General features: G+C 57.3%; 20 protein-coding genes and 1 pseudogene. 8 read left to right on the top strand and 13 right to left on the bottom strand.

What is annotated here, in order from left to right:
* Positions 1-67 precede the first annotated feature (67 nt).
* The gene (locus ACYZUC_RS01450; protein ID WP_461992954.1) at positions 68-967 is read left to right on the top strand and encodes an EAL domain-containing protein; all 900 of its coding nucleotides are present in this window, start codon (positions 68-70) and stop codon (positions 965-967) included.
* A 71-nt stretch (positions 968-1,038) separates the two neighbouring features.
* Positions 1,039-4,701, top strand: a complete 3,663-nt coding sequence (locus ACYZUC_RS01445) for a transporter substrate-binding domain-containing protein (RefSeq protein ID WP_461992952.1) — start codon at positions 1,039-1,041, stop codon at positions 4,699-4,701.
* A gap of 59 nt (positions 4,702-4,760) precedes the next feature.
* On the opposite strand, the gene ACYZUC_RS01440 is transcribed toward ACYZUC_RS01445, so the two are convergent.
* The 7 genes from ACYZUC_RS01440 to ACYZUC_RS01410 form a co-directional block, all read right to left on the bottom strand.
* The gene (locus ACYZUC_RS01440) at positions 4,761-5,390 is read right to left on the bottom strand and encodes a response regulator transcription factor (RefSeq protein ID WP_192415655.1); all 630 of its coding nucleotides are present in this window, start codon (positions 5,388-5,390) and stop codon (positions 4,761-4,763) included.
* Between the two features lie 146 nt (positions 5,391-5,536).
* A complete protein-coding gene (locus ACYZUC_RS01435; RefSeq protein ID WP_461992949.1) occupies positions 5,537-8,038 on the bottom strand; it encodes a fimbria/pilus outer membrane usher protein in 2,502 nt (833 codons plus the stop codon).
* Positions 8,039-8,122: 84 nt separating this feature from the next.
* Positions 8,123-8,839 carry a fimbria/pilus periplasmic chaperone gene (locus tag ACYZUC_RS01430; RefSeq protein ID WP_461992947.1) on the bottom strand — a complete coding sequence of 239 codons (717 nt, stop codon included), beginning with the start codon at positions 8,837-8,839 and terminating at the stop codon, positions 8,123-8,125.
* 59 nt (positions 8,840-8,898) lie between these two features.
* Positions 8,899-9,498: a fimbrial protein gene (locus ACYZUC_RS01425; RefSeq protein WP_461992945.1), complete on the bottom strand. Its 600-nt coding sequence runs from the start codon at positions 9,496-9,498 to the stop codon at positions 8,899-8,901.
* Between the two features lie 216 nt (positions 9,499-9,714).
* Positions 9,715-11,562, bottom strand: a complete 1,848-nt coding sequence (locus tag ACYZUC_RS01420) for a GldG family protein (RefSeq protein ID WP_461992943.1) — start codon at positions 11,560-11,562, stop codon at positions 9,715-9,717.
* Positions 11,563-11,565: 3 nt separating this feature from the next.
* On the bottom strand, positions 11,566-12,300 hold the full coding sequence (locus ACYZUC_RS01415) for an ABC transporter permease subunit (protein ID WP_461992941.1): 735 nt from the start codon (positions 12,298-12,300) through the stop codon (positions 11,566-11,568).
* Complete coding sequence (locus tag ACYZUC_RS01410) at positions 12,297-13,220, bottom strand: ABC transporter ATP-binding protein (RefSeq protein WP_461992939.1); 924 nt, start codon at positions 13,218-13,220, stop codon at positions 12,297-12,299. Before ACYZUC_RS01410 ends, ACYZUC_RS01415 begins: the two co-directional genes overlap by 4 nt.
* Before the next feature lie 246 nt (positions 13,221-13,466).
* Between ACYZUC_RS01410 and ACYZUC_RS01405 the strand changes: the two genes are divergently transcribed.
* Positions 13,467-14,399 (top strand): hypothetical protein, encoded by a 933-nt coding sequence (locus ACYZUC_RS01405; protein ID WP_461992938.1) that lies wholly within the window; start codon positions 13,467-13,469, stop codon positions 14,397-14,399.
* A gap of 640 nt (positions 14,400-15,039) precedes the next feature.
* On the opposite strand, the gene ptrR is transcribed toward ACYZUC_RS01405, so the two are convergent.
* Complete coding sequence (gene ptrR / locus ACYZUC_RS01400) at positions 15,040-15,921, bottom strand: putrescine utilization regulator PtrR (protein WP_461992936.1); 882 nt, start codon at positions 15,919-15,921, stop codon at positions 15,040-15,042.
* A 100-nt stretch (positions 15,922-16,021) separates the two neighbouring features.
* On the opposite strand from ptrR, the gene ACYZUC_RS01395 reads away from it, so the two are divergent.
* Positions 16,022-17,413 carry an aldehyde dehydrogenase family protein gene (locus ACYZUC_RS01395; protein ID WP_461992934.1) on the top strand — a complete coding sequence of 464 codons (1,392 nt, stop codon included), beginning with the start codon at positions 16,022-16,024 and terminating at the stop codon, positions 17,411-17,413.
* A gap of 119 nt (positions 17,414-17,532) precedes the next feature.
* Here the strand turns inward: ACYZUC_RS01395 and ACYZUC_RS01390 are convergent, their stop codons facing one another.
* Positions 17,533-18,432 carry a pirin family protein gene (locus ACYZUC_RS01390; protein WP_461996796.1) on the bottom strand — a complete coding sequence of 300 codons (900 nt, stop codon included), beginning with the start codon at positions 18,430-18,432 and terminating at the stop codon, positions 17,533-17,535.
* Positions 18,433-18,554: 122 nt separating this feature from the next.
* Between ACYZUC_RS01390 and ACYZUC_RS01385 the strand changes: the two genes are divergently transcribed.
* Positions 18,555-19,466 (top strand): LysR family transcriptional regulator, encoded by a 912-nt coding sequence (locus ACYZUC_RS01385; RefSeq protein WP_461992932.1) that lies wholly within the window; start codon positions 18,555-18,557, stop codon positions 19,464-19,466.
* Between the two features lie 42 nt (positions 19,467-19,508).
* Here the strand turns inward: ACYZUC_RS01385 and ACYZUC_RS01380 are convergent, their stop codons facing one another.
* The 3 genes from ACYZUC_RS01380 to ACYZUC_RS01370 form a co-directional block, all read right to left on the bottom strand.
* Entirely contained in the window at positions 19,509-19,766 is a 258-nt protein-coding gene (locus tag ACYZUC_RS01380; protein ID WP_461992930.1) for an Atu4866 domain-containing protein, read from the bottom strand.
* A gap of 190 nt (positions 19,767-19,956) precedes the next feature.
* Positions 19,957-20,397, bottom strand: coding sequence for a DoxX family protein (locus tag ACYZUC_RS01375; RefSeq protein ID WP_461992928.1), 441 nt, complete (start codon positions 20,395-20,397; stop codon positions 19,957-19,959).
* 148 nt (positions 20,398-20,545) lie between these two features.
* On the bottom strand, positions 20,546-20,755 hold the full coding sequence (locus ACYZUC_RS01370; RefSeq protein ID WP_461992926.1) for a hypothetical protein: 210 nt from the start codon (positions 20,753-20,755) through the stop codon (positions 20,546-20,548).
* On the opposite strand from ACYZUC_RS01370, the gene ACYZUC_RS01365 reads away from it, so the two are divergent.
* The 3 genes and pseudogenes from ACYZUC_RS01365 to chrA all read left to right on the top strand — a co-directional run bounded on the left by ACYZUC_RS01365 (position 20,754) and on the right by chrA (position 23,176).
* A complete protein-coding gene (locus ACYZUC_RS01365; protein WP_461992924.1) occupies positions 20,754-21,671 on the top strand; it encodes a LysR family transcriptional regulator in 918 nt (305 codons plus the stop codon). The two genes, ACYZUC_RS01370 and ACYZUC_RS01365, sit on opposite strands and share 2 nt — an antisense overlap.
* Before the next feature lie 19 nt (positions 21,672-21,690).
* Positions 21,691-21,813, top strand: a pseudogene (locus ACYZUC_RS01360) (chromate resistance protein ChrB domain-containing protein); the annotation flags it as partial.
* A gap of 4 nt (positions 21,814-21,817) precedes the next feature.
* Positions 21,818-23,176 (top strand): chromate efflux transporter, encoded by a 1,359-nt coding sequence (gene chrA, locus ACYZUC_RS01355; RefSeq protein WP_461992922.1) that lies wholly within the window; start codon positions 21,818-21,820, stop codon positions 23,174-23,176.
* Between the two features lie 62 nt (positions 23,177-23,238).
* On the opposite strand, the gene ACYZUC_RS01350 is transcribed toward chrA, so the two are convergent.
* Complete coding sequence (locus ACYZUC_RS01350) at positions 23,239-23,994, bottom strand: methyl-accepting chemotaxis protein (protein ID WP_461996795.1); 756 nt, start codon at positions 23,992-23,994, stop codon at positions 23,239-23,241.
* Positions 23,995-24,079: the final 85 nt, after the last annotated feature.

Raw genomic sequence — 24,079 nt, 5'->3', positions numbered from 1 at the left:
AGTCTGCCTGAGCTGCGCCAAGGTTCACAAACAGTTTCTCTTACCTGTTTCTGACCTTGGAGCGCCCATGAAAAATTCGAGTGTGAAAAATCTGGATTTGCTCGACCGCGCTCGATTGTCGACAGCAGAAAAAGATCGCAATCCATCTTCAAATCCACTTGTTGCTACGCCGCCTGGTATCACTTCATACGAAATATGCCGGGGGCTGCGTAATCATGAGTTCGCCTCTTATTACCAACCGAAGTTATCACTGAAAGATGGCACCATTACTGGCGCCGAAGTACTCGCGCGCTGGAATCACCCGCAGCGCGGAGTATTGAGCCCGTCGCAGTTTTTACCGGCGATGCAGCACCACGACCTGATCGACGAGCTGTTTTTTGAAATGCTCGAACAGGGCGTATTGCTGCGAAGGACCTTGTCGGCGTTCGGTTTTCCCATGGAACTCGCCTTTAACCTGCAACCTTCGCAACTGGGCTGCAAGTCCTTTTCCAACACGATCCGTCATTGGCTTGAACAGTATCAATGCCCCGCCAGCCGAATCACGTTTGAAGTCACCGAAACCGGCTCGATGCACTTGTCGCCAGCTTGCCTGAAGAACCTGTTGCAGCTGCGAATCCTCGGTTGCAACCTGTCAATGAACGACTTCGGCACCGCGTTTTCCTCCCTCGAGCACTTGTGCGACCTGCCCTTCAATGAGCTGAAGCTGGAAGGTTCTTTCGTGCAACGCCTGCACTCTCATCCCTCCTGCCGGATCGTGGTGGAAAACACCATTCAACTGGCAAACACCCTCGGCCTGTCGCTGGTTATCGAAGGCGTGGAAACCGTAGCGCAAATGAAAGAACTGGAAGCTCTGGGCTGCCCGATGGTTCAAGGCTTTGCAATTGCCCGACCGATGCCGGAGCAGCAGTTCATCGACTATTGCCTGCAATACAACGCCCAGCCCCGAAACACCTCGCTCTGCGCGTGATGCTCACTACGCCTTGCCCGGCATCTCGCAGTTCCACCACCACGGGCACCTGCCTGCCAAGAAGACATTCAATGTTCAGCGCCAAATCCGTTTTAACTTTTCTTCTCGTGTGCCTGAGCTCGCTGATTGCGAGCAGTCGAACCCTCGCCGACCCGGCCGGAGGCTATCTCCATCTGACCAGTCAATTGGCCAGCGAGCCGCAAAAGTTGCAACTGGCCCCCGAGGATTGGGCCTGGCTTCGTGAACGGCGCAGTCTGACGCTGGGTGTACCGGGGACGTCCGCCCTGCCCCTCGACGTCATCTATAGCAACGGCGACTACGAAGGCATCAGCGCCGATGTCGTCGCGCTGCTGAAGCAACAACTGGGTCTCGAGATCAAGGTGCTGGGGTTCGCTTCACGCCAGGATGCGCTGGCGGCGTTACAGGCTGGCGAAATTGATCTGATCAGCCGTTCCAGCGTCTACGAGCATCACCACCCGGAAACAGCCCTGAGCATTCCTTACGCAGTGAATGCTCCTTCGCTGTATCGACGAGCGGGCGATGATCGCCCTGTCCCGGACAACCTGCGCGGCATGACGATCGCCGTGGCGAAAAACTACATCCCCTCGGACCTGTTCCGAGCGCGTTATCCAGAAGCGCAGATCATCACCTTCAATAATAATATCCAGGCGATGGCCGCCGTGGCATTTCAGGGTCTCGACGGATACATCGGTGATTCGCTTTCCGCCCATTACATGATCAATCACAGTTTTTTCAATTACCTGAAGTTTTCGCAATTCATCAAGCTCGACGTCGGCGGTTACGGCTTTTTGCTCAGGGGCGACGAGGGTCGGCTCTTGAACATTCTCAACTCCACCCTGTCATCCTTCGGCACGTTGAAAATGCGCTATCTGGTCAAACGCTGGACCGGTGGCGGTACAGTGATGCCGGAAGACCGGGTGGCGCTGTCGGACCAGGAGAAACGCTGGCTTGCCAAACATCCTGTAGCGCGCCTGATGATCAACGATGACATGGCGCCTTCGGCCTATTTCGATGCCAGCGGTCGGTTTAATGGCGTGGTCTCGGACCTCTTCGAAACCATCACCCAGCGCACCGGCCTGCGCTTCGAGATATTGCGCACATCAAGCTTCCAGGGCGTTCAGGATGCACTGCGTGAAAACGAAACGGATCTGGCCCTGCTGACACCCAGCGCCGAACGCCAGGAAACTCTGCGATTCAGCCATCCTTTTGCTACCAGCTCGTTCAGCCTCGTGACTTCAGTCGATCATCGGGACATTTACGGTCTGGACTCCATGGCCGGCAAACGCCTGGCGATTGCCAAGGGCCACGTGCTGATCAACAGCCTGCGCCGGGAGTACCCGGATGTGGTCCTGCTGCAACCCGCCAATAATCTGGAAGCAATGAACATGGTGGTCAGCGGCGAGGCCGATGCCGCGGTAATGGCCCTGTCCATGGCCCGCTATTACACCGCTCGCCTGTACGAACAAAAACTGCGTATCTCGGCGATCCTCGATGGCGAAGACGCAACGGCGAGCTTTGCCATGCGCCGTGGCGACACCGAACTGCAATCGATCATGGACAAGGCGATCCTGAGTATTCCACCGGATGAGCTGAACGCGCTGACGGCGCGCTGGCGCTCCAACGCCGCGATGAGCGGGCAGAGCTGGCGCGACTATTCGCGGGTGATACTGGAAATCGTCGGTTGCGCGCTGTTTGTGCTGACGATCTCGATGCTGAGAATTTTCCAGTTGCGCCGGCAGATTCGACGTCGTGTGGCGGCCGAAAAAGCGCTCAACGATCAGTTGGAGTTTCTGCAAACCCTGAACGACTCCATGCCGATTCCCATCTATGTCCGCGATCTGGAAGGTCGCTTGCTGTCGTGCAGTCGCAGTTATGAAGAGGTCATGAATCTGCGTCAGGCCGACGTGTTGGGCAAGACTGCACTGGAAATGCCAATCGAGCATTTTGAAGTGGCCCTGGCACTGCACAACAGCTACCTGCTCGCAATGGAAACCGGCACTCCGCTTGAGCAGCAGTACGAAATCTCAATTGCCGGCAACAGCCGAAGTATCGAGCATTGGATACAGCCGTTCCGCGATTCTTCGGGAAGCATCAAAGGTGTGATCTGCGGATGGCAGGACGTGTCCGAGCACCGCCGACTGATCCAGGATCTGCAACAGGCAAAAGAGCACGCCGACGAAGCCAGCCTGGCAAAGACCCAGTTTCTGGCGACCATGAGCCATGAAATCAGAACGCCGATGAGCGCGGTGATCGGCACACTGGAGCTTGCACTCAAGCGTGCCGATCAAGGCGTGCTGGATCGTGACAATATTGACGTGGCTTACGACTCGGCTAAAAACCTGCTCGAACTGTTGGGCAATACCCTGGACATCGTGAGAATCGAATCCGGTCGCCTGAGCTTTTCGCCAAGACGTTCCAGCCTCAAGGAATTGGTCGAACCCGTGGCGCGGGTCTTCGAGGGTCTGGCACGCCAGAAAAACCTCAAACTGCTGCTGGAGATCGACGCCGGCACTACTCGGGACGTGTTGGTGGACCCTCTGCGCTTCAAGCAGATCCTGTCGAACCTGGTGAGCAACGCGATCAAGTTTACTGACGAAGGCAGCGTGGCCATCCGTATCACCACCCATATCGATGCCTCGCGTATGTTGCATGTGCAATTGCAAGTCACCGACACCGGAACGGGTGTCTCCGATGAGAACCTGCAGTTGTTGTTCCGCCCTTTCGCACAGGTGGCGCAATCGACACTCAACGCCCAAGGCGGAAGCGGGCTGGGTCTGGTCGTCTCGCGCTCACTGTGCGAAATGATGGGCGGACGCCTGGAAATGCACAGTGCGCTGGGGCACGGCAGTACGGTCAATGTCACACTGAAACTGAAAACCCTTGAACCGCTTCCTTTGATGGACGACGCGCCTGTAGCCAAGCCCCGACAGACGTCGAGAAAGATCGCCCATGTGCTGATCGTCGATGACAATACCCTCAACCGGCAGATGCTGCGTGCGCAACTGGAGTTCCTCGGCTGCACGGCAGTAGAGGCGGAAAATGGCCTCGAAGCGCTGCAATTCTGGCGACAGCATTCGTTCGATCTGCTGATCACTGATTACCACATGCCGGTCATGAACGGCGTCGAGTTAACCCTGGCGATTCGCAAGGAAGAACACGAGCGGCAGCGCCCTCGCCTCACCATCCTCGGTCTTACCGCTGACGCACAGCAAGAGGAAATCGATCGATGCATCAGCGCCGGCATGCGTGACTGCCTGATCAAACCCGCCAGCCTCGGCGTGCTGGAAGAGCGATTGAACGCCTTGATTCCAGCGGTCGCGACGGCACCCTCAAACGAGGTGTTTGTGCCTGCCTGCGACGCCCTCGCCGACATGCCCGAGGGCTACGCCGAAGCGATCGACACGTTGAGCAAAATCAGCATGGGCAACCCCGCCGTCGTCGAGCAACTGCTCGGGGAACTGCTGAAAAGCAACCGCCGGGATCTTGAGGAACTGCGCCGACTCAACGAACACATGGACATCAATGCACTGATGCAACTGTCCCATCGCATTCGCGGAAGCGCAGCGATCATGCGCAACACTCGCCTGATCGAGTTATGCAAAGCCATGGACCTGGCCTGTGTCGAAAGCAGCTTCGAGGAACTGACCGGCAAAACGGCCGAAGTGGACAAAGAACTGCTGCTGATAGAAAGGGCCTTCACCAAATCCCAGTGACAAAAAAGGGCTGGAGAGATGCTCTCCAGCCCTTTTCTTTTTTGCGCTCGAGCCCGGGCTCAAACCAGATCGTTACGCTTGGCCAGTTCGACCAGGGCAATCAGGTTTTCTGCACTCAACTTGCGCTGCAGTCGCACTTTATACGTGCTGACAGTCTTGTGGCTGATCAGCAACTCTTCGGCAATTTCCTGATTACCCATGCCTCGGGCCAGCAACTTGAGCACAGTGATCTCGCGATCCGAAAGCTGGGAAATCTTCTGGCTTTCCTGGCTGGCAGCCTGGGAGTTGTCCCGCAACATCTGAATGGTATCGGCGGGGAAATAACTGTATCCCGACAGCACCGCTTTTACGGCCCCCACCAGTTCATCCAGACTGTCGTCCTTGCAGACGAAGCCAGATGCGCCGGCCTGCAATGAGCGCACGGCAAAGTTACTGGTGTCGCCGGAAGTCAGAATCAACACCTTGGTGGAAATACCAATCGCCTTGAGATGCGCGATCACCGACAAACCATCCATCTTCGGAATGCTCAAATCCAGCACGATCAGATCCGGGAGCAACTTGCGGATCGCTTCCAGTGCGTCCACACCGTTATCGACCTCCGCCATGATGGTGTGCCCTTCACCTTCAAGCATCACCCTCACCGCCATACGCATCAGCGGGTGATCATCGACGATGACTATATTGCCCATGGTGTTTACTGCTCCTGAAGTGAAGACGATCGAGTGGCACGCATTGAATGGCGGCCAACATAGCACAGGCCCGAGAGCGCAATGCTTGCGCGCCCGGGCCTGTAGTGTTCAGTGAAATGAGAGTGTAAGGATGTCATCAGCGCTCGCTAAGTGGTTACGAACGTGCAAACCACATCAAACTTCTCGTACATCATGTCTTTTTTCGCTGGCGGCACGTCGAAGTTCGCCCGGCAACTGCCCTGGCTCCAACGAACATCCAGTACCCCTTTATCCTTCGCACCGAATACCAACAGACGCGACAGATTGTCGACCACTCCACTGACGTTGCCTTTTTCGTCAAAGGCCTGGGCGCCAAACGGAATTTTCTCGCCGTTGTCCAGGCTCAACGTCAGTTGCATGCGACGTCCCGTCTCCGCTTCGAACCGGCCTTTGACGATGGCACCTCGGGTTGGTACGACCATGCGCGAAGTGTCGGTGACTTCCATGTCGCTACCCAAGGTGCTGGTATCGAGGTTGATCCAGTTAAAGCGATACGGTTGCGCATACGGCACCACTGCGTAGCCCTTGCCGTCCGTGCGTGCGGCGCCGGCTGAAGCGACACCGACATCGGCCACACCCGGGACCTCCACCAGTGCGAAGGTCTCGCCGACCGGCTGACCAAACGTCACGCCACCACCGTGTACGACCATAGAGCCGGACGCACCGGTGTTCATATGGGTGCTGCCCGGACCCTGGCCATAGTTGCCGTTGATCTTGGCTTTCGGGGTATCCCAACTCAGGCCGAGGTCGCCGTTGGTACCGCCATTTTTACTGTGACCCGCCTGGGCCGAATACATCAGGCTGCTGTCTTCGGTCAGGTTGCCGGCGATGCCGGACTGGATCGACGAATCGCCCTGGGACGAAGACGTTACGCTGGTATAAGCCCTTTGCGAACGCTTGCTGCCACCGAATGGCAGGCTGATCGACGCAGTGACCTGAGTATCGGCGCCTTGCGTCATGGCTTGGCCATCGGTACGCGAAATGGCGAAGCTGTAACTGGTATCCGAGTAGCTGCCGCTGTAGCCGAACTGCCAGCGGCGAGTGCTGCCTTGACGATTCCAGTAGCTGGTTTCACCGAGGCTCAGGAACAATGAATCACGGTCGGCAAACGACTGGTTGATGTTCATGTCGAATCGGCTTTTCTGCCGTCCGTAATTCGAGCCACTGAGGTAGCCTTGCTCATCGACGTGCTGGCTGAACGTCCGATAGCCTTCAGTGGAGTAGCGATAACCGACCATTGTGAAAGTGGTGTCGGTGGCACTGAGGGTCTTGGAATACAGGAAACGCGCACTTTTCCCGGTGTTCTTGCGTCCCGCCGCATCTTCGGAGGTGCTGCTGGTGACGTCAAACGACAAGCCGCCCACCGAAGTATTCAAGCCCAGGCCGAGGTTGAGCGCTCGGTACTGCTTTGAAGTCAGCACGCCGCCGTAACCGGTAACGTTGTCGCTGACACCGTAGACCAGGGTGCCCTGTCCGAATTTCGGCGCAACGGGCCCCTGGCTCTGGTATTGACCACCGGCAAAACTGTACCGGGCACTGCCACGGCGAGTCATCACCGGCAGATACGAATAGGCTTGGGAATACTGGCGTTCGCGGCCATCGGCTTCGATGATCTTGACCTTGAGGTCGCCGTTCGAACCGCTGGGATAGATGTCGCTGATCTCGAACGCGCCGGGCGACACCGTCGTCGAATAGATGACGTAGTCGTTCTGGCTGATTTCGACAGTCGCGTTGGTCTCGGCGATACCACGCACCACCGGGGCAAAACCGATCTCGTTGTCCGGCAACATGCCCAACTCGGAACTGATTTGCGCGCCGCGAAAGCGAACGCTGTCGAAGATATCTCCCTGCGTGTACAACTCCCCCGCCGCCAGTTTGGCTTTGAGGCCGATGAGATCGCGCTCCACGTAACTGCGGTTGCTGCTGAATTGGTTCCGGGTGCCGGTAGAGCCGGTAATCGACGACTCATTGCGCAGGCGCCAAGCCCCGATGTTGAAGCCGTTGCGCAAACCGATATAGCGGTAGTCGTTGCGATTGCCCTGATTGATATTGCGGCTGAAGTTGGTCTGATAATTGGTGTAGAACGCAGTAATCCCCTGATCCCAAAGCGAGGGGTCAACGTAGCCCCGAGACTGACGCTGGACATAAGCCTGGGGAATGCTGATCTGCAGCGCCAATGCGTTTACATCAAACTCGACCGACGCACCGGGCGCCAGCGTCGCGACATCAATGACGGACTGATCATCACTGTCCTGGGCAATAACATTTTCCCGACGCAAGCGGTTGACGTTAACGCCGAGGTTTTGCAGTACGCCTAGCTGAATGATCGGGCGCACCTCTCCATTGTCGCCAGACACTGCAAACTCGATGTTCTCGCGGACAATCAGAATCTGATTGAGATAAATATCTACCGCGTAGCGACCCGGCGGCAGTGAGTTACCCTGCTCAAAGTATTTGAGTTCAGCCTCGGCCCCACCCTTACTCAGGAAGTCAACATTGAATTCGACCGGAAACGCCGCAACAGGAACGGTCATCCCCAGGAGAAAGACGCAAGAACCACTTACGTAATTAACGAGGCTTGGATTCGCTTTCTTCCTGAAAACATACACAGGCTCTTTCCTCTTGCAACTTCTTAGTCAACTTGTGGCTCCCCTCCACTACAGAAAGTCAATCCACGGACATGCACTCGGCTATTACTCGAAAACACTCACCGTATGCTTAACCGGCGCACCGTAATCGTTGATGTTGTAATACTCGACCACAGACCGTTTATCGATGCTGCCTACAGGCGCGCCCTTGACCGGAAACTTTCCGGTAGAGAGTGGTGCGACCATATCGGTGTCTACCGGGTATGTTTTGCCATCGCTTTTGTATTGAGTCGTGCCGAAGGACACGTGATAGAGCGAGTCGTTAGTGACGCGAAGATAGCGCTTGCCACTTTCATCCTGAACACGCCATTTGAGACCACTGGCGGCTTCCGCCGAAGTGCCCTTCATAGCGTCGGGGCGATAGAACACCTTGATCCGTTGGCGTATCGCCAACTGCAAGGTATTGTCACCTTCGGCCTTTTGCGGAATTTCCTGGACATTGAGCCAGAACACCGATTCCTTGTCGCCTAGCAGCCCTTGCCCGTAATAGAAAACCCGCAGAGTCTGCTGTTTGCCAGTGGCGAGACGGCTCAGGGCCGGGGTTAGCGCAAACGGTACATCCCGGCCTTTGAAGGCTACGTCCGGCTCGATCCAGGACTGGATCATGATGTCCTGATTCCCGTCGTTTTTAACCAGAATGGATGTTTCCTTGCTCTTTTGAGGATAAATAATGCGCGTGCCGCCTAATGTAATTCCTGCCGCGGCGACGCTGCTGTAAAGCAAAGCGATACCAGCCAGCACATATCTGGATTTCACTATCATCGTTTGGACCTTGAAGAGATGAGACAGAGAGGCAATTGATGTCTCCCTGTCTTGAAGACTTACTGGTAAGTCAGCGTGTAAGGCAAAGTACCGTTGGCAACGCCCGGAGTAATGGTGGGTTCACCGTTGGCAACATACGCGGCGCGAATGTTCAAATTGGCCGTGTACTGAGCTGCAGCACCTGCGCCCGTTGCAATCAACGCCGAGTCAAAACTGTCGCCAGCCGCCAGGTTCAACATGGTGTTGTTAGCAGCAAAGATACCGATACCGACTCCCGCGGCGCCGCCCGGGGCAATTTTCAGTAGTGCATTATTCTTGTCATCCACACCGCTGCCCGAGTACGGGTCAAACTTCATTTTCACGGTGGTCAACCCGGTGGCTGTATTGCCGCAATCAAGATTAATGTTGATTGGCGTGCCGGAAACAATAGGCGTGGTACCGGCATTTTTCAGCGAGTCAATACTGACCTTGCCCAACCCAACGGCAATAACTGTATTGCCTTTATTACCGGTAATGCCCGTACCGGCACCGGCGGTGACACTGCAGGAAGCCGCGGTGATTTCGCCGGTGAATTCAATTTTACCGTCAGCAGCAATCGCCGAAGTTGTAATGAGCCCGACTGTGGTGGCAGCCAGAATACTTCTCAGGGAAACAAACATTGCGTATTCCTTTTACTGCGTAAAGTTAGCGCTTCTAGAACTCTTGAAAAGAGTCGGGCAATCTTTACCGAGTGCAGCTAAAGCAACAATTGCAGGATTCGTCCTACCCCAATAGATAAATCTGTCTTGCGTGTAGGATTAATCCTACTTGCCTGGGAGGTTTGCAAAAAAAAACCGCCTGAACCTTAAGGATCAAGCGGCGCTGTGTGAACAACCTTAAAACGTTTGCCATCGTCTACGGCGCAACAACCTGCGAGCACTCCACAGACACAGAACAAGCAACGTCAGCACACCGGGCACCAGACCGATATTGATGGCTTTGAGCAGCGTCCCCAGCTTCTCCACCTCCAGATTCGATTGCCTGGCCACCGCGCGCATCTCACTTGCAAGGGCGGTTTTCTCCTGAATGAAACGATCGATTTCCTTCTGCTGATCGGGGCTCATACCCGTACCGTCGTGATGTTCAGATTGCAAAAACGCCAGCTGTCGTTCGGTTTCATCGAGCTTGCTCTGCAACGTATCGCTCATATCCCGAAAGCGCTGCCGAGCTTGTCGCTGGAGAACTTCCACAGTGGTAAACGTGCGGCTGTAGTGCCCGCGAGAGCGTAAATTGATCAAGGCATCGGTGCCGGTCAGGCTGTCCAGCGCGTTAAGCACAAACACGCCATTGTCAGCCCAGGCCGTGGGGTCACCGATGCGACCCCGAGCGTCAACCCACAGGTTGTCGCTGAGCAGATCAGTGTCGGCCACCACAATCACATTAATGTTTTCAGTCGAGGTGATTGCTCCAGGCTTGCCCTGTACCTCTGTCAGAAACGCTGACTGCGCCGGACCTTGCAGCCGGGCCGCGAGGGTGAAGCGCTCGCCGGAAGGTTTCATTTCCCGCGCCAGTTCGCCCGAGTCTTTCATCTGGTCAAAGCGCGCGGTGCTGAACGGCATCGAGTACTCGGAGCCGCGCAACAAAGGGCAGAACGTAGTGCGCGAGCCCTCCAGCGGTTCAAGAATCCCCGCCGTGGTCAGGTTGATGCTTTGCAGTCCAGCGGTGGCAACGTCCTGTTGATTCATCGCCGATGCTGGCAGTGCGAGTGCTGTCGGTTGCCACACCGGATCGGCGCTGTCCTTGAGGTTGACGAACTGCCCGTAGTGACCGTCGCCCAGCACCTTGCCAGGCACCTGGCGCACACCCCATGCCCGCAACAATGGCGCCAGGTCAGAAGATTTGTCTTTGCTGGGAATGCCGAAGTATTGCTCACCGCGATCCTGCTCGCTGTACGGATCTACAAACAGCAGCAACCGACCGCCGCGCAACACGAATTGATCAATGGCCAACTGGGTGTTGCGGCTGACTCGCTTGGGGTGTACCAGCATCAGCACATTGAGCCCCTCGGGGATCTGCTCGATCTCGTCGGTCAACTCCTGCACATCGAATGCCTTGCGAATCTCCTCGAGCACGAACCAGGGCGGTAACGTGCGGCGACTTTGCTCATCGAAGCCACCCGCCAAAGGCAGGGATGACAGCAAACCGATGGGCGCCCGCTCCGGCTTGTCCAAAGACTGTAAAAGACGACTGATCTCGTACTCCAGGAACGCCTGTTCATCCAGAGAGAACAAGGGAATGCGTTGCGTATGCTGTTGCTGATCGACCGCCGCCAACCCGAAGAACACCTGCCCTTCGACCGGCCCCAAAGGAATGGCATCCAACCCGAATTCACGCGCTCGATCTTCCTCGACAGAGAACGCCTGCGGATCGATTACGTGCAATTTGAGTTTGCCGTGGCCCTGTCGCTCATACTCCCTGAGCAGCGCCTCGACGCGCCGGGCGTAGCTGCGCAGAACAGGCAGGTCTTTGGCAGCCCTGCTGGAGAAAAACAGGTAGAGATCCGTCTGACTGGCGAGCTGCTCGATAATCTGCCGGCTACCTTGGCTCAAGGTAAACAGTTGCTGCTCGGTCAGATCCAGCCGTGGCTCGTCCAGTAATGTACCGACACCGGGACTGCCGGCCAGAATCGTCAAGGCTGCGCCGCTCAGGCACAGCGTGACGTAACGCAAGCGTCTCAAGTCCATGGCTTACGAAGCCTTCTTCAGATCGACAACCAACGCCGTCGCGGCCAACCAAGCGACGATTTGACCGAAGAAATAGAGCAGGTCCCGAGGCGCTATGACGCCTTGGCTGATCGAGCCGAACCGTGCGAGAAAACTCATGGACGCGCTCACATCAAGCCACGCCATCGGCGCCCATTGTTTGAGCAGATCCAGTACCGGAGCCGAACCGCTGGCAATAAAAAGCAGGCCGACCATGGCCGCCATCAAGTAAGCGACCACCTGATTCTTGCTGAGTGCAGACATACAACCGCTGATCGCCAGGTAAACGCCGGCCAGCAACCAACTTCCCAGGTAACCGCACAAAATGGCGCCATTGTCCGCTTCGCCGAGGTAATTGACGGTGAGCACGATGGGAAAAGTCAGCAGCAACATCAGTGCGGCAATCAACCAGGCCGCGAGGTATTTGCCGACCACCACTTCGAAACGGGTCAACGGCAACGTCATCAGCATTTCAATGGTGCCGGACTTGCGCTCTTCAGCCCATTGACGCATCGCCAAGGCTGGCATCAGCAGTAGATATATCCATGGGTGCCAGGCAAAAAACGGCGCCAGGTCCGCCTGGTTTCGTTCAAAAAAACCGCCGGGATAAAACGTGCATACGCCACACAGCACCAGGAACGTCATCAGCAGCAGGTACGCAGTTGGCGTGGCGAAGTAGCTGCAGAATTCGCGCTGGACGATTGGCGACAACATCCTCATGCGGCGCGCTCCCGGGTCAGGGTCCGGAACACGTCCTCAAGCCCGCCCCGCTCCTCTTCCAGACGCCGCACTTGCCAGCCTTTGCTGACGATCAAGGCGTTGATCGCCGGAAGAATGACGGCACCGTCCCGGGCCAGCACTTTTACGCTATGCGCCTCGAGACCTGCCTCGATACCGGCAACGCCAGGCAGTATTGCCAACGCCAGCAGATCCAGCGGATGGCAGCCGAACAGTGTCACTGCCTGGTGATAACGGGATCGGCTTTGCAGTTGTTTCAGTGTCTCGTCCGCCAACAAATGACCGTTGTCGATGATCAGGGCACGACTGCACAGAGAAGTGACCTCTTCCAGAATGTGCGTCGAAATCACCACAATCTTGTCCTTGGCCAGCTCCGAAATGAGCCCGCGCACATGGTGCTTCTGATTCGGATCAAGGCCATCGGTAGGCTCATCCAGGATCAGCACTTTAGGGTCGTGCAACATTGCTTGCGCCAGACCCAGGCGCCGCTTGAACCCCTTGGACATGGAATCAATGGTGTCGGCGCGCACGTAACCAAGCTCGAACCGGTCGAGCATCTGCGCTACCCGCAACTTCCTTTCAGCGCCGCGATAACCGCGCACCCTGGCAATAAACCCGAGAAACCCCTGCACACTCATATCGCCATAACACGCGTTACCTTCCGGCAAATAGCCCAACAAACGCTGTGCCTGACGAGTGTGTCGGCTGATATCGAAACCGCAGACGGTGACTGTTCCAGAGGTAGGTTTGATCAGGCCGGTGAGCATGCGCAGGGTCGTGGATTTGCCAGCACCGTTGGTGCCGAGAACCCCTAGCACTTCTCCCGTGACAACCCGGAACGAAATATTGTTTACGGCGACATTTCCTGAGAAACGTTTTGTCAGTGTCGAAATATCAATCATGGCTTCCAGCTCGCTAAGCGATTTTTCCGCTTCACATTTGCAGTTACGTTTGTTGAAGCGAGGAAACATAAACCGCTGATTGATCCGATTGAACGGGGGCAAGTGAATACCAGATCGGTCTGTAGGCTGTGAGGATTTATCCGGGGCCTTATGCGCTTGTTCCTACAAAACACGGCACCGACACTCGCTATTCTTTAATCGGCCGATAGTCCAGATTTTTGCCCAGCCTCGGAGCCGCAAAGCCAAATGAACTTTAAAACAATCACCGTATTGAACACCGATGGGGAACCGCTGAACGCTGCAGTACTGTGCGTGTTTTCGGCGGTTGTGATTGACAGGCGATTTGTGATTTACAGCCTGAATGAAAATCTTGGTGGTGGCCTGATACGAATCTACTTAGCGTCGCTGTGTGATGACGGGGAAGCGTTACTGATGACCGGCATGTCTTCGAACGACTTCAAGATTGCTGCGCAAACCCTCAAAAACATCATAAGCGACGCCTTGGCGCCGGCACCCGACATGACCGATGGGAGCTATCGGATACTTGATCTGCTGGAGACTCGGATCATTCCCGGGGATGTGCACACCCACCGCACGTTGAAGGTCAACGAAACATGGGTGGAAAAGCTGTTGAATTTTCAACCTTCGCCAGGCCTCTTTGTACAAACAACCGTGAAAACTTCGACGCGGGATATACATATCGAACTGGAGTGCACCGACTACTACTCGAAACTTACACGCGTTAACCAACATGAAGACGACCATCGTCAGGTTCCCCCTCTCCCCCTGAACAAGATCTCCCGAGATGCCCCCGCTGCTTCTCCGAAATTCATTATGACCCACGTAGCGTCAACTACCGCCCTGACAGCATCCGAGGAAACCGCGCCAATGACCCAAAATACCGTATCGCGTATTGAACAAAGCTTGCAGACACTCATGACGAACCTGAGCAACCATAAAGAGGCGCTGCAGAACAAACATGAGGAGTTCTATAACGTTCGACTTAAACAGGAGCGTCTTGACCGCGACTTGACTGCCCGTGAAGCCATGTTGGATCAACGGGAGGAAGAGTTGAGTAGAAGCGCTGCATCATTGACCATTGCCGAGGCGCAACTAAGTGAGTTGATCCACCTGATCAACGATGCCTCCGTTATTGCCTTGCCCCCAAAGTCCGATTGAAGCTTCAATCACCTTACGGTTGTAAGCCTCAAAGCCGCGAAAAATTATGGATAGCTCGGCAATGAACCTGCCGGGACAGGTATGAGATAAATCCTGCATAAAGCAACGATTCTTCAGTACATCCAAGATTACTCTTCTTTATTTTGATTCCACCTTATGCGAACTCAATCATCTATTATTTACGGGCGTATTCGATGAATTCAAAAAAAATTCTTAGCCGACCTTGCCATCTTAATGTTTTCAGCCCTTCTATTATTCGGATACTCTTCACTGGTTCTCGCCGCGTGCAGCACGAGCCCAACTTTCATTACTCCCACTGCAAAAGCGCTACAGGGTGCGGACACCCGATCAGGCGAGCGGCGTTAAGTTACAGATCCTGGACAGCGGCGGGCCTTTTAAATTTGGCCCGCGCTCTTGGTCAAGTTCGGGTCCAGGGTTGTTGGGGACTATGTCTGCTCCCGGAGGAAGCCTGACTAAAACACTCACCGCGCAGTATGTTCGAACCGGGAATACTGTTACTCCCGGCAAGGTGAATTCAGGAGTAACAATCACACTGTCCTATGAGTGAAGTTAGTAGCCGTTGAGCCGACTCGGCTACCTGACCGGGCAGAATCTGCTGATCGATGGCGGCGCGATTCGCTCAAGTCAGTAGGTCCGCCGCTGCGCATCGCTCTTCGAGCAAACGCACGAACATGGTCAGGCTTTGCGACACCGTGCCCCGGCGCCAAACCAGCCAGGTTCGCAAATAGCGAAAGGACTCAGACAACGGCCACACACTCACGGTAGTGCAGCCCGGCATGCTTTCGAGCATGCTGCGCGGCATCAGCGCCAGGCCAGCACCAGAGCTGACACAGGCCAGCATGCCGTGATAGGACTCCATTTCGAAAATCTTGCCGGGTACTGCGGCGTCCTTGGCGAACCAACTTTCAAAGTGGTGGCGATAAGAGCAATTGGAACGAAAGGCGTAGATGTTTTCGCCGTTCACGTCTTGCGCACGGTGGATCGGGGCATGGTTGAGCGGCGCGATCAGCACCATTTCTTCCTCGAAGGCCGGCACGCCCTCCAGTGCCGGGTGCAGCACCGGCCCGTCGACAAACGCAGCGGCCAATCGACCCGAGAGCACGCCGTCGATCATGGTTCCGGAAGGACCGGTGGACAGGGCCAGTTCGACCTTGGCGTGCTTCTGGTTATAGGCGGCCAACAGCCCGGGAATGCGCACCGCCGCCGTGCTCTCCAGCGACCCCAGGGGAAACGACCCTTGCGGCTCTTCCCCGGCAACCGTCGCGCGGGCCTCCTGGACCAGGTCGAGGATGCGTCGGGCATAGTCGAGAAAACTCCAACCGGCCGGCGACAGCCGCAGGCGGCTTTTCTCGCGGATAAACAAGTCCACGCCCAGATCCAGTTCCAGTTGTTTGATCCGCGTCGTCAGGTTCGACGGCACCCGATGGATATGCTGAGCAGCCACGCTGATGCTGCCGTGCTCGGCGACAGCTTTGAAAATTTCGAGCTGAACCAGATCCAAGTTATTCTCCAAACGTGAACGGTACGATCAGTATTATTCAGTTTCCAGAAAACAAATGCCACCGTAGTCTGAACACATTCCCACCCCGCAGGACGGTGCCATGACCAATGTTTCCAGCCTCACCCATGCCATTTCGATCAACCCCGCCAACGGCGAGCAGATCGGCCACTACCCTTTTGAATCCGATGTGGCGCTGCAAACCGCACTGTCACGCGCTGCGGCCGGGTTTCGTGTCTGGCGCGGCACACCGGTGGCGCAACGCGCGCAACGGCTGATCGCCCTGGCCAACGTCTTGCGCAACAACGCAGAAGCGATGGCAACCATGATCACTCTGGAGATGGGGAAGCCGATCAGTCAGGCCCGTGGCGAGATCGAAAAGTGTGCGCAGCTCTGCGAATGGTACGCCGAGCACGGCCCGGCCATGCTCAACGCTGAACCGACGCTGGTTGAGGGCGGGAAAGCGCGCATTGAATACCGCCCGCTCGGCCCGATTCTCGCGGTAATGCCGTGGAACTTCCCGATCTGGCAGGTTCTGCGCGGCGCCGTTCCGGTACTGCTCGCCGGCAACACCTACGTGCTCAAACACGCACCAAACGTGATGGGCAGCGCTTACCTGTTGCTGGATGCCTTCAAACAAGCCGAATTCCCTGAAGGGGTTTTCGAAGTCATCAACGTCACCCCGGACGGCGTTTCCACGGCGATCAAAGACTCACGCATTGCGGCGGTGACCCTCACCGGCAGCGTGCGGGCCGGCATGGCCATCGGCGCGCAGGCCGGTGCGGCGTTGAAAAAATGTGTATTGGAGCTGGGTGGTTCCGACCCTTTTATCGTGCTCAACGATGCCGACCTCGACGATGCGGTGAAAGCCGCCGTCATTGGCCGTTATCAAAACACCGGGCAAGTCTGCGCAGCGGCCAAACGCCTGATTGTCGAGCAAGGCATCGTCGAGGAGTTCACACGCAAGTTCGTCGAAGCCACGCGCAAACTGGTGGTCGGTGATCCACTCGCCGCCACCACGTACATCGGCCCGATGGCCCGCTTTGATCTGCGTGATGAACTGGATCAACAAGTGCGCGATACCCTGGAAGAAGGCGCGACATTGTTGCTGGGTGGCAAGAAAGCAGAAGGCCCCGGCAACTTCTACGAGCCAACGGTTTTCGCGGATGTCACCGACCAGATGACCTCGTTCAAGCAGGAACTGTTTGGCCCGGTCGCGTCGATCATCACCGCACGCGATGCCGCCCACGCGCTGGAATTGGCAAATGACAGCGAATTCGGCCTCGCTGCGACTATCTACACCGGCAACGTAGAACGTGCCCAACAGATGGCCGGCGAACTGGAAACCGGTGGCGTATTCATCAACGGTTACTGCGCCTCCGATCCGCGCGTCACCTTCGGCGGCGTGAAGAAGAGCGGTTTTGGTCGCGAGCTTTCACACTTCGGCGTGCGGGAATTCTGCAACGCGCAGACGGTGTGGCTGGATCGTCACTAAGTGCAGGGATGTTCGCTTTAGTTGATACAGGTTGTTCATTGCCCCCGCTCGCCCTGCACGAGCGGTCAGGCAACATACGTTTAATCACCTGAATAGCCAGATCGGAGCAGACGCTCGGGTTACTTGAAAACGGGCACGCTGGCTGACCCGTTCGGCTTTTTCAGGTATTCACGCAGCCGCGCACCGATCTCGGCAATTTTCGCCTCCCCCGCCCGCAAGGCTTGCGGGTTGGTATGCACCGAGTAACTTCCCAGCGCCAGATCATAAGGATGAGGCTGCGCGGAGCCGATCACGAAGACCGTATCCTTGTGCATGGCCTTGAGCGTAACGGTGCCGCTACCGGGTTCGAAGACGACCATTTCTCCCGCCATGACTACCTCCGGAGCGCAAAGCGAGCCGCGACTGACACTCAACCACAACGACTCATGACCAGCGGGCGGAACATAACTCCAGGATTCTCCGGCAGGTAGCGTGACCAGCAGGTAGTTCATGCCGGCGGGTGCGCGAACCGGGCTTTGGACACCCTGGTATGCACCTAGAATCACACGCGCCGGCCCCACTTCTGGCATCACGCCTGACTCCAGGTATTGGCTATCGACACTGGCGTTTTCCAGCGCCGGCGGGAGTGCAACCCACAGTTGAAAACCCTGAATGCGCTTCGATGTGCCGACCGACATTTCCTTGCCGTGCCAGACCCCGCCACCCGCGCGCATCCATTCGACACCGCCATAGTCAATCATCCCCGAACCCGAATCCGCCTCCTCAAAACGCAAATTCCCTTCGGTAATGACGGTGACCGTGGCGATGCCCGAATGCGGATGCATCTGCATGCCGTTGATGAACGAGCTCTCGCCTTCAAACAGGTCAAGGAACACAAAAGGCTTGAGCAGTTGGCCGAGGTCTGAGGGGCTCATCAACCGGACAATCGCGCCATGCCCATTGCCGGTGGTGCGGTAACGGATGGCCCGCTGGGTAACGGTTTCTTGTGTAGCGAATTGAGGCTGTTGCTTTAAAGACATCTTGATGACTCGAAGTTGGAAGCCTTTCGGCCCGATGCTCCAGACAATAGGCCCGGAACGATTACTTGATAAGCCGGTACAATTGGATTGCACTCGTCCACCAGCATCAGGAATGACTCGCCATGCTCGACCTCAATGACATCGCCATGTTTGTGCAGGTAGTACGTTGCGGCAGCTTTGCAGAAGCCGCGCGACAGTTGGGCATGCCGCCCAATACCGTGAGTCGGCGCATCCAGCAGCTCGAAACGCAGCTCGGCACTCGGCTGATGCAACGCTCCACTCGCAAACTCACGCTCACCAGTGCGGGCCTTGGCTTTCATGAACGTTGCGTGGGCGCTGTCGATGGCCTGCTCGAAGCGGGACAGGCGTTGATGACGGGCAGTCACGAGCCCAGTGGCCGGGTGCGCGTGGCGGCCCCGGCCGACTTTTTCGACTTTTTTCAGATGCAATGGGTGACGGAGTTTCTGACCGCGCATCCGCGCGTGCGACTCGACTTCGTGCTCAGCGACGCAAAGGCCGACTTGATCGCCGAGCAGATCGACGTCGCCTTTCGCGGCGGCCCCTTGCGCGATTCAGGCTATGTCGGTCGTCAGATCCTTGACCCGCGCAGCGTCGGGATGGTCGCCAGCCCCACCTACCTCGCGGCGCGTGGTTCACCCCGCACGCTGCAAGACCTGATAAACCACGATTGTGTGATCTCGGCGCATCCAGGCGGCCACGCCACTTGGCGCTTGGTCGGCCCGAACGGTGAGGAAGAAGTGCAAGTGACCGGACGCTTCAGCGGCAATACCGCCCAGGCGCTGCGCAAGGCCGCCGTGGCGGGCCTCGGCATCGCGCTGCTGCCGCCGGTGATGGCCAAGCTTGAAGTGGAGGCCGGCGCACTGGTCCCGGTGTTGCCTCAATACCAACCCAACGGTTACGGCCTGAACGTGCTGTATCCGAGCCGCCGACAGTTGCCGCTGGCGGTATCAGCGTTCATCGAGTTGGTCATCCAGAAGATGAATGCGGCCGACTCTTCGCTTGTGCATCAGTAACGGCACCCATTGCGGGCAGCCCGTCACGGCGGTGCCAGGCCTCTACACCTCGCGATAAAGAATCATGCCCGCGTGGTACAGAATCCCGTCGCGGAACTCGCCATCAGCCGTGAACCCGGTGTCATCGACGTACTCGATGTGGTCACCTTCCAGCCAATACCGCCCCTGGTAGGCACTCGCCTTCCGGCCCCGGGCTTCATCGTACCGGCCACCCGGCAAGAGCTCATGGCGGATGAGCCCGTCTGCCGTGACCCACATACCGACGTACTTGCCCTGATCAGCGGATTTTTTTACCGTCATGTTCAACTCATCTGTTCAGAACGCACTGGCGGTCGGGCGGACAATCAGCTCACTGACGTCCACATCGGCAGGCTGTTCGATAGCGTCTCGCTGCCAGTCCAGATTAGGGATAACGGTGGGCAGCCAGTTAGTCAGATCCTTCTGACAACTTGCCTGATCCTGTCGGGATAACGGGCTGCGACTTACCGGTTCAACGACGGCGAGCGTCGAGGCTGAAGCGACCGGCACCGAAAGCCACGACCTGCAACAGGCCACCGGCCATCGCGATGTTCTTGAAGAAGTGGATGAACTGGTTTTGATCGCCCAGTGCGTTATGGAAAGCCAGTGCGGTAAACACGCTGAACACGGCCAGTACAGCGGCAACGGTGCGGGTGCGGTAACCGGCGATCAGTGCCAGGCCACCACCGACCTCGACAATGATTGCCAGCGCCAATGCCAGTTGCGGAAGCGGCAGACCTACGGAGCTGATGTAGCCGACCATCATCGCGGGAGCGGCCAGTTTCGAAAAACCAGAGAGGATGAAAATTGCGCTGAGCAGTACGCGGCCGATCAACGAAGCCGAGGCTTGGGTCACGTCGCGGCGGCTCTGTTCAGAGCCGGTGGAATGAGCGATGTTTGCAGAAGTAGTCATGAGGTATTTCCTTCAAAGTTTGTGCGACTCGCCATGAATCGCTGCTGTGAAGAAATCTTGCGCCTCGCCCTCTCATCTGAATAGCCGACTAATTTAGATCATTAGATTCGAATAAATAGGCAAGTCACTCACCCCATCAATAGGGAGTTCAATCGTGCAAATCGTTGAGCGGACCTCTGCAACAGGTCTGGAATTGCACATTCGCGGTCAGCGCCTGGATTCGGGTCAACTGCGCCAGTACCCCTTTCGACGCGGTGCAGGTCGGGTTGAAACCGCAAGCCGGGCAGGCAATCCAGGCTGATGAAACGGTTAGCAATACCGGGATAATATTGACCATTACGTTCGAGGAAACACGCATGATTTCTGATCCCGGAACACCGACACTGGACCAACTGCGCGTGTTCCTGACGGTCGTTGAAGTTGGCAGTTTTGCAGCGGCTGCCAGAAAGCTGCATCGAGCCACTTCGGTCATCAGCTACTCGATTGCCAACCTGGAAATGCAACTCGGCGTGTCGCTGTTTGACCGTCAGACGACACGCAAGCCGCAGCTCACCGACGCCGGCCGCACCGTGCTGGCCGAAGCCCGGACCATCGCCAATGGCATTCATGGTTTACGCGCCAAAGTGAAAGGGCTGCTTCAGGGGCTTGAAGCCGAAGTCCACGTGGTGCTCGATGTGATGCTTCCCCCGGAGCGCGTGGTCGACGCACTCAAATCCTTTCGCGAAGAATTCCCTACGGTTGCCCTGCACTTGCATATGGAAGCGCTCGGCGCCGTCACGGAACTGGTGATCAACCGTGGTGCTATCGTCGGCGTCAGTGGGCCGATGAACGAAGGCATCGACGGTATCGAAAGAATTGGCGTCGGCAGCGTGGAGTTGATTCCGGTGGCAGCCCCGAATCATCCACTGGCTTCAAGCGGCTCGAATGTGCCGGGTGCCGGGCGAGAGTTCACGCAACTGGTGTTGTCCGATCGCTCGCTTCTGACCAAAGGCAAGGATTTCGCCGTGCTCAGTAACCGCACCTGGCGCCTGGCGGACCTGGGCGCCAAGCACATGCTGCTGCGTGAAGGCATCGGTTGGGGGAACATGCCGACGCCGATGGTCCAGGAAGATCTGGAGAGCGGCCGACTCGTGCAATTGAACATACCGGAATACAAAAGCGGCAAATATGCCTTCGACGTTATCTACCGTACGGATCTGCCACCGGGCCCTGCGGCAAGGTGGTTGATCGATCGGTTCGTACAACAAGGCTCGGTGCTGGATAGCGCCGCTTGAGGGCGATTTCGCCCTGCCTGCATCTGCTCTCGAACGGGTGCTGGCAGGGCTGCGTGAAACCATTACCCATGACGACCACTTGCTCGCTGCTGCAAGCGCCATCTTCGACGGCCTGCTCACCGAATGTGTGAAAGAGGAATAACCCGATGAGTAAGGTTTCCACATTGGAAGTTGACGAGAATCTGTCGAGGCCTCAGCCGGTCAGTTTGCGTGAGGCGTTCTGGTTCTGGCTAAAGCTCGGCTTCATCAGTTTCGGCGGGCCGGCAGGACAGATCTCGATCATGCACCAGGAGTTGGTAGAACGGCGGCGCTGGATTTCGGAACGGAGATTTTTGCATGCCCTCAACTACTGCATGTTGCTGCCCGGGCCCGAGGCTCAGCAGTTGGCGACCTACATTGGCTGGCTGATGCATCGGACATGGGGAGGCGTCATTGCGGGCGCACTGTTTGTGTTGCCCTCGCTGTTCATCCTGATTGCGTTGTCGTGGATGTACATTGCGTTCGGCGAAATACCCGTGGTGGCCGGGCTCTTCTATGGAATAAAGCCCGCCGTGACGGCCATCGTGGTGCAAGCGGCACACAGGATCGGCTCTCGGGCACTGAAGAACAATTGGCTGTGGGCGATAGCGGCGGCGTCATTTACCGCGATCTTCGCGTTCAACGTTCCATTCCCGCTGATCGTGCTGAGCGCCGCTTTGATCGGCTATGTCGGAGGGCGTCTGGCGCCCGAGAAGTTCAGGACCGGGGGCCATGGTTCCGCCAAAAAATCCTTCGGACCGGCCTTGATCGATGACGACACCCCCTCCCCTGAGCATGCCCGTTTTAACTGGCTGAGACTGGTGTCGCTCGCACTTATCGGCGCCGCGCTCTGGGCATTGCCGATGGGCATCTTGACCCTCCTCTTCGGCTGGGAAGGCACCTTGACTCAAATGAGCTGGTTCTTTACCAAGGCCGCGTTGCTGACCTTTGGCGGTGCATATGCCGTGCTTCCGTATGTCTACCAGGGCGCGGTCGGACACTATGGCTGGCTGACCCCGACACAAATGATCGACGGGCTGGCGCTGGGGGAAACCACACCGGGGCCGCTGATCATGGTCGTGGCCTTTGTCGGTTTTGTCGGCGCCTATGTCGCGCAAGTGTTCGGAGCCGATCAGGTGTTTTTGGCCGGGGCCGTGGCGGCCTCGCTGGTGACCTGGTTCACCTTCCTGCCCTCGTTCCTGTTCATCCTCGCAGGAGGCCCACTGGTGGAATCGACCCACAACGAACTCAAGTTCACGGCACCGCTTACCGCCATAACAGCCGCAGTGGTTGGTGTGATCCTCAATCTGGCGTGCTTCTTCGGCTATCACGTGCTTTGGCCAAAGGGCTTCAGCGGCAACCTGGACTGGCCCTCCGCGCTGATCGCGATTGCGGCGGCGGTTGCCTTGTTCCGCTTCAAGCGGGGCGTCATTCAGGTGCTGATGGCCTGCGCGCTCGTCGGTTTGACCGTGCATCTGTTGCGTTAGCCTGGTGCAAGGAATGCGAGGGTGAATCGCATAAATGGCCTTCACCCACGCCCTGAACCAGACTAAACCCGAAATTGCTGCATCAGCCCCTGCTGATGGTTGGCCAGGCGGTTCAGCGCCTGGCTTACCTGGGCCGACTCCTCGGCTTGCCCCGAAAGGGATTCGGTGACATCGCGGATGGTCGCCACGTTGGTATTGATCTCTTCGGCTACAGCGCTCTGCTCCTCGGCGGCGCTGGCAATCTGCAGGTTCATGTCAGAGATGACCGATACCGATTCGCCGATTCGACGCAAGGCGGCGACCGCCTGTTCGACGTGTACGACGCTGCCCTGTGCTTGCTGGTAGCTGCTGTTCATTGAACTGGCGACCTCGCGGGTCCCCTTCTGCAAACCTTCGATGACCTGACGGATTTCCTCCACCGAGTCCTGGGTCCGCTTGGCCAGGTTGCGCACCTCGTCGGCAACCACCGCAAAGCCGCGTCCGGCTTCACCGGCACGCGCAGCTTCGATGGCGGCATTGAGGGCGAGCAAGTTGGTCTGCTCGGCGATGCTGCGGATCACCTCCAGCACCAACCCAATCTGTTCACTGTTGGCCGCCAGGCCTTCGACCTGCGCCATGGCACTGCTCATGTCGCGCGCCAGGGCATCGATGGCGCTGGTGGTGTGGCCAATGATGTCGAGGCCTTCGCGGGTGGCGAGGTCGGCACCACGCGCCGCTTCAGCGGCCTGCGCCGCGCTGCGGGCAACATCCTGGGCGGTGGCGCTCATCTCGTTGGAGGCCGTGGCCACCTGGTCCACTTCGCGATATTGCTGCTGCATGCCGGAGCTGGTCTGACTGGCAATGGCCGCAGACTGGTCAGCGGTGCTGCGGGCGTCCTGCACCGAGCGCTTCACGTCGGCAATC

The organism is Pseudomonas sp. GT1P32 (assembly GCF_054897805.1).
This window is presented reverse-complemented; position numbering and strand designations above follow the sequence as displayed.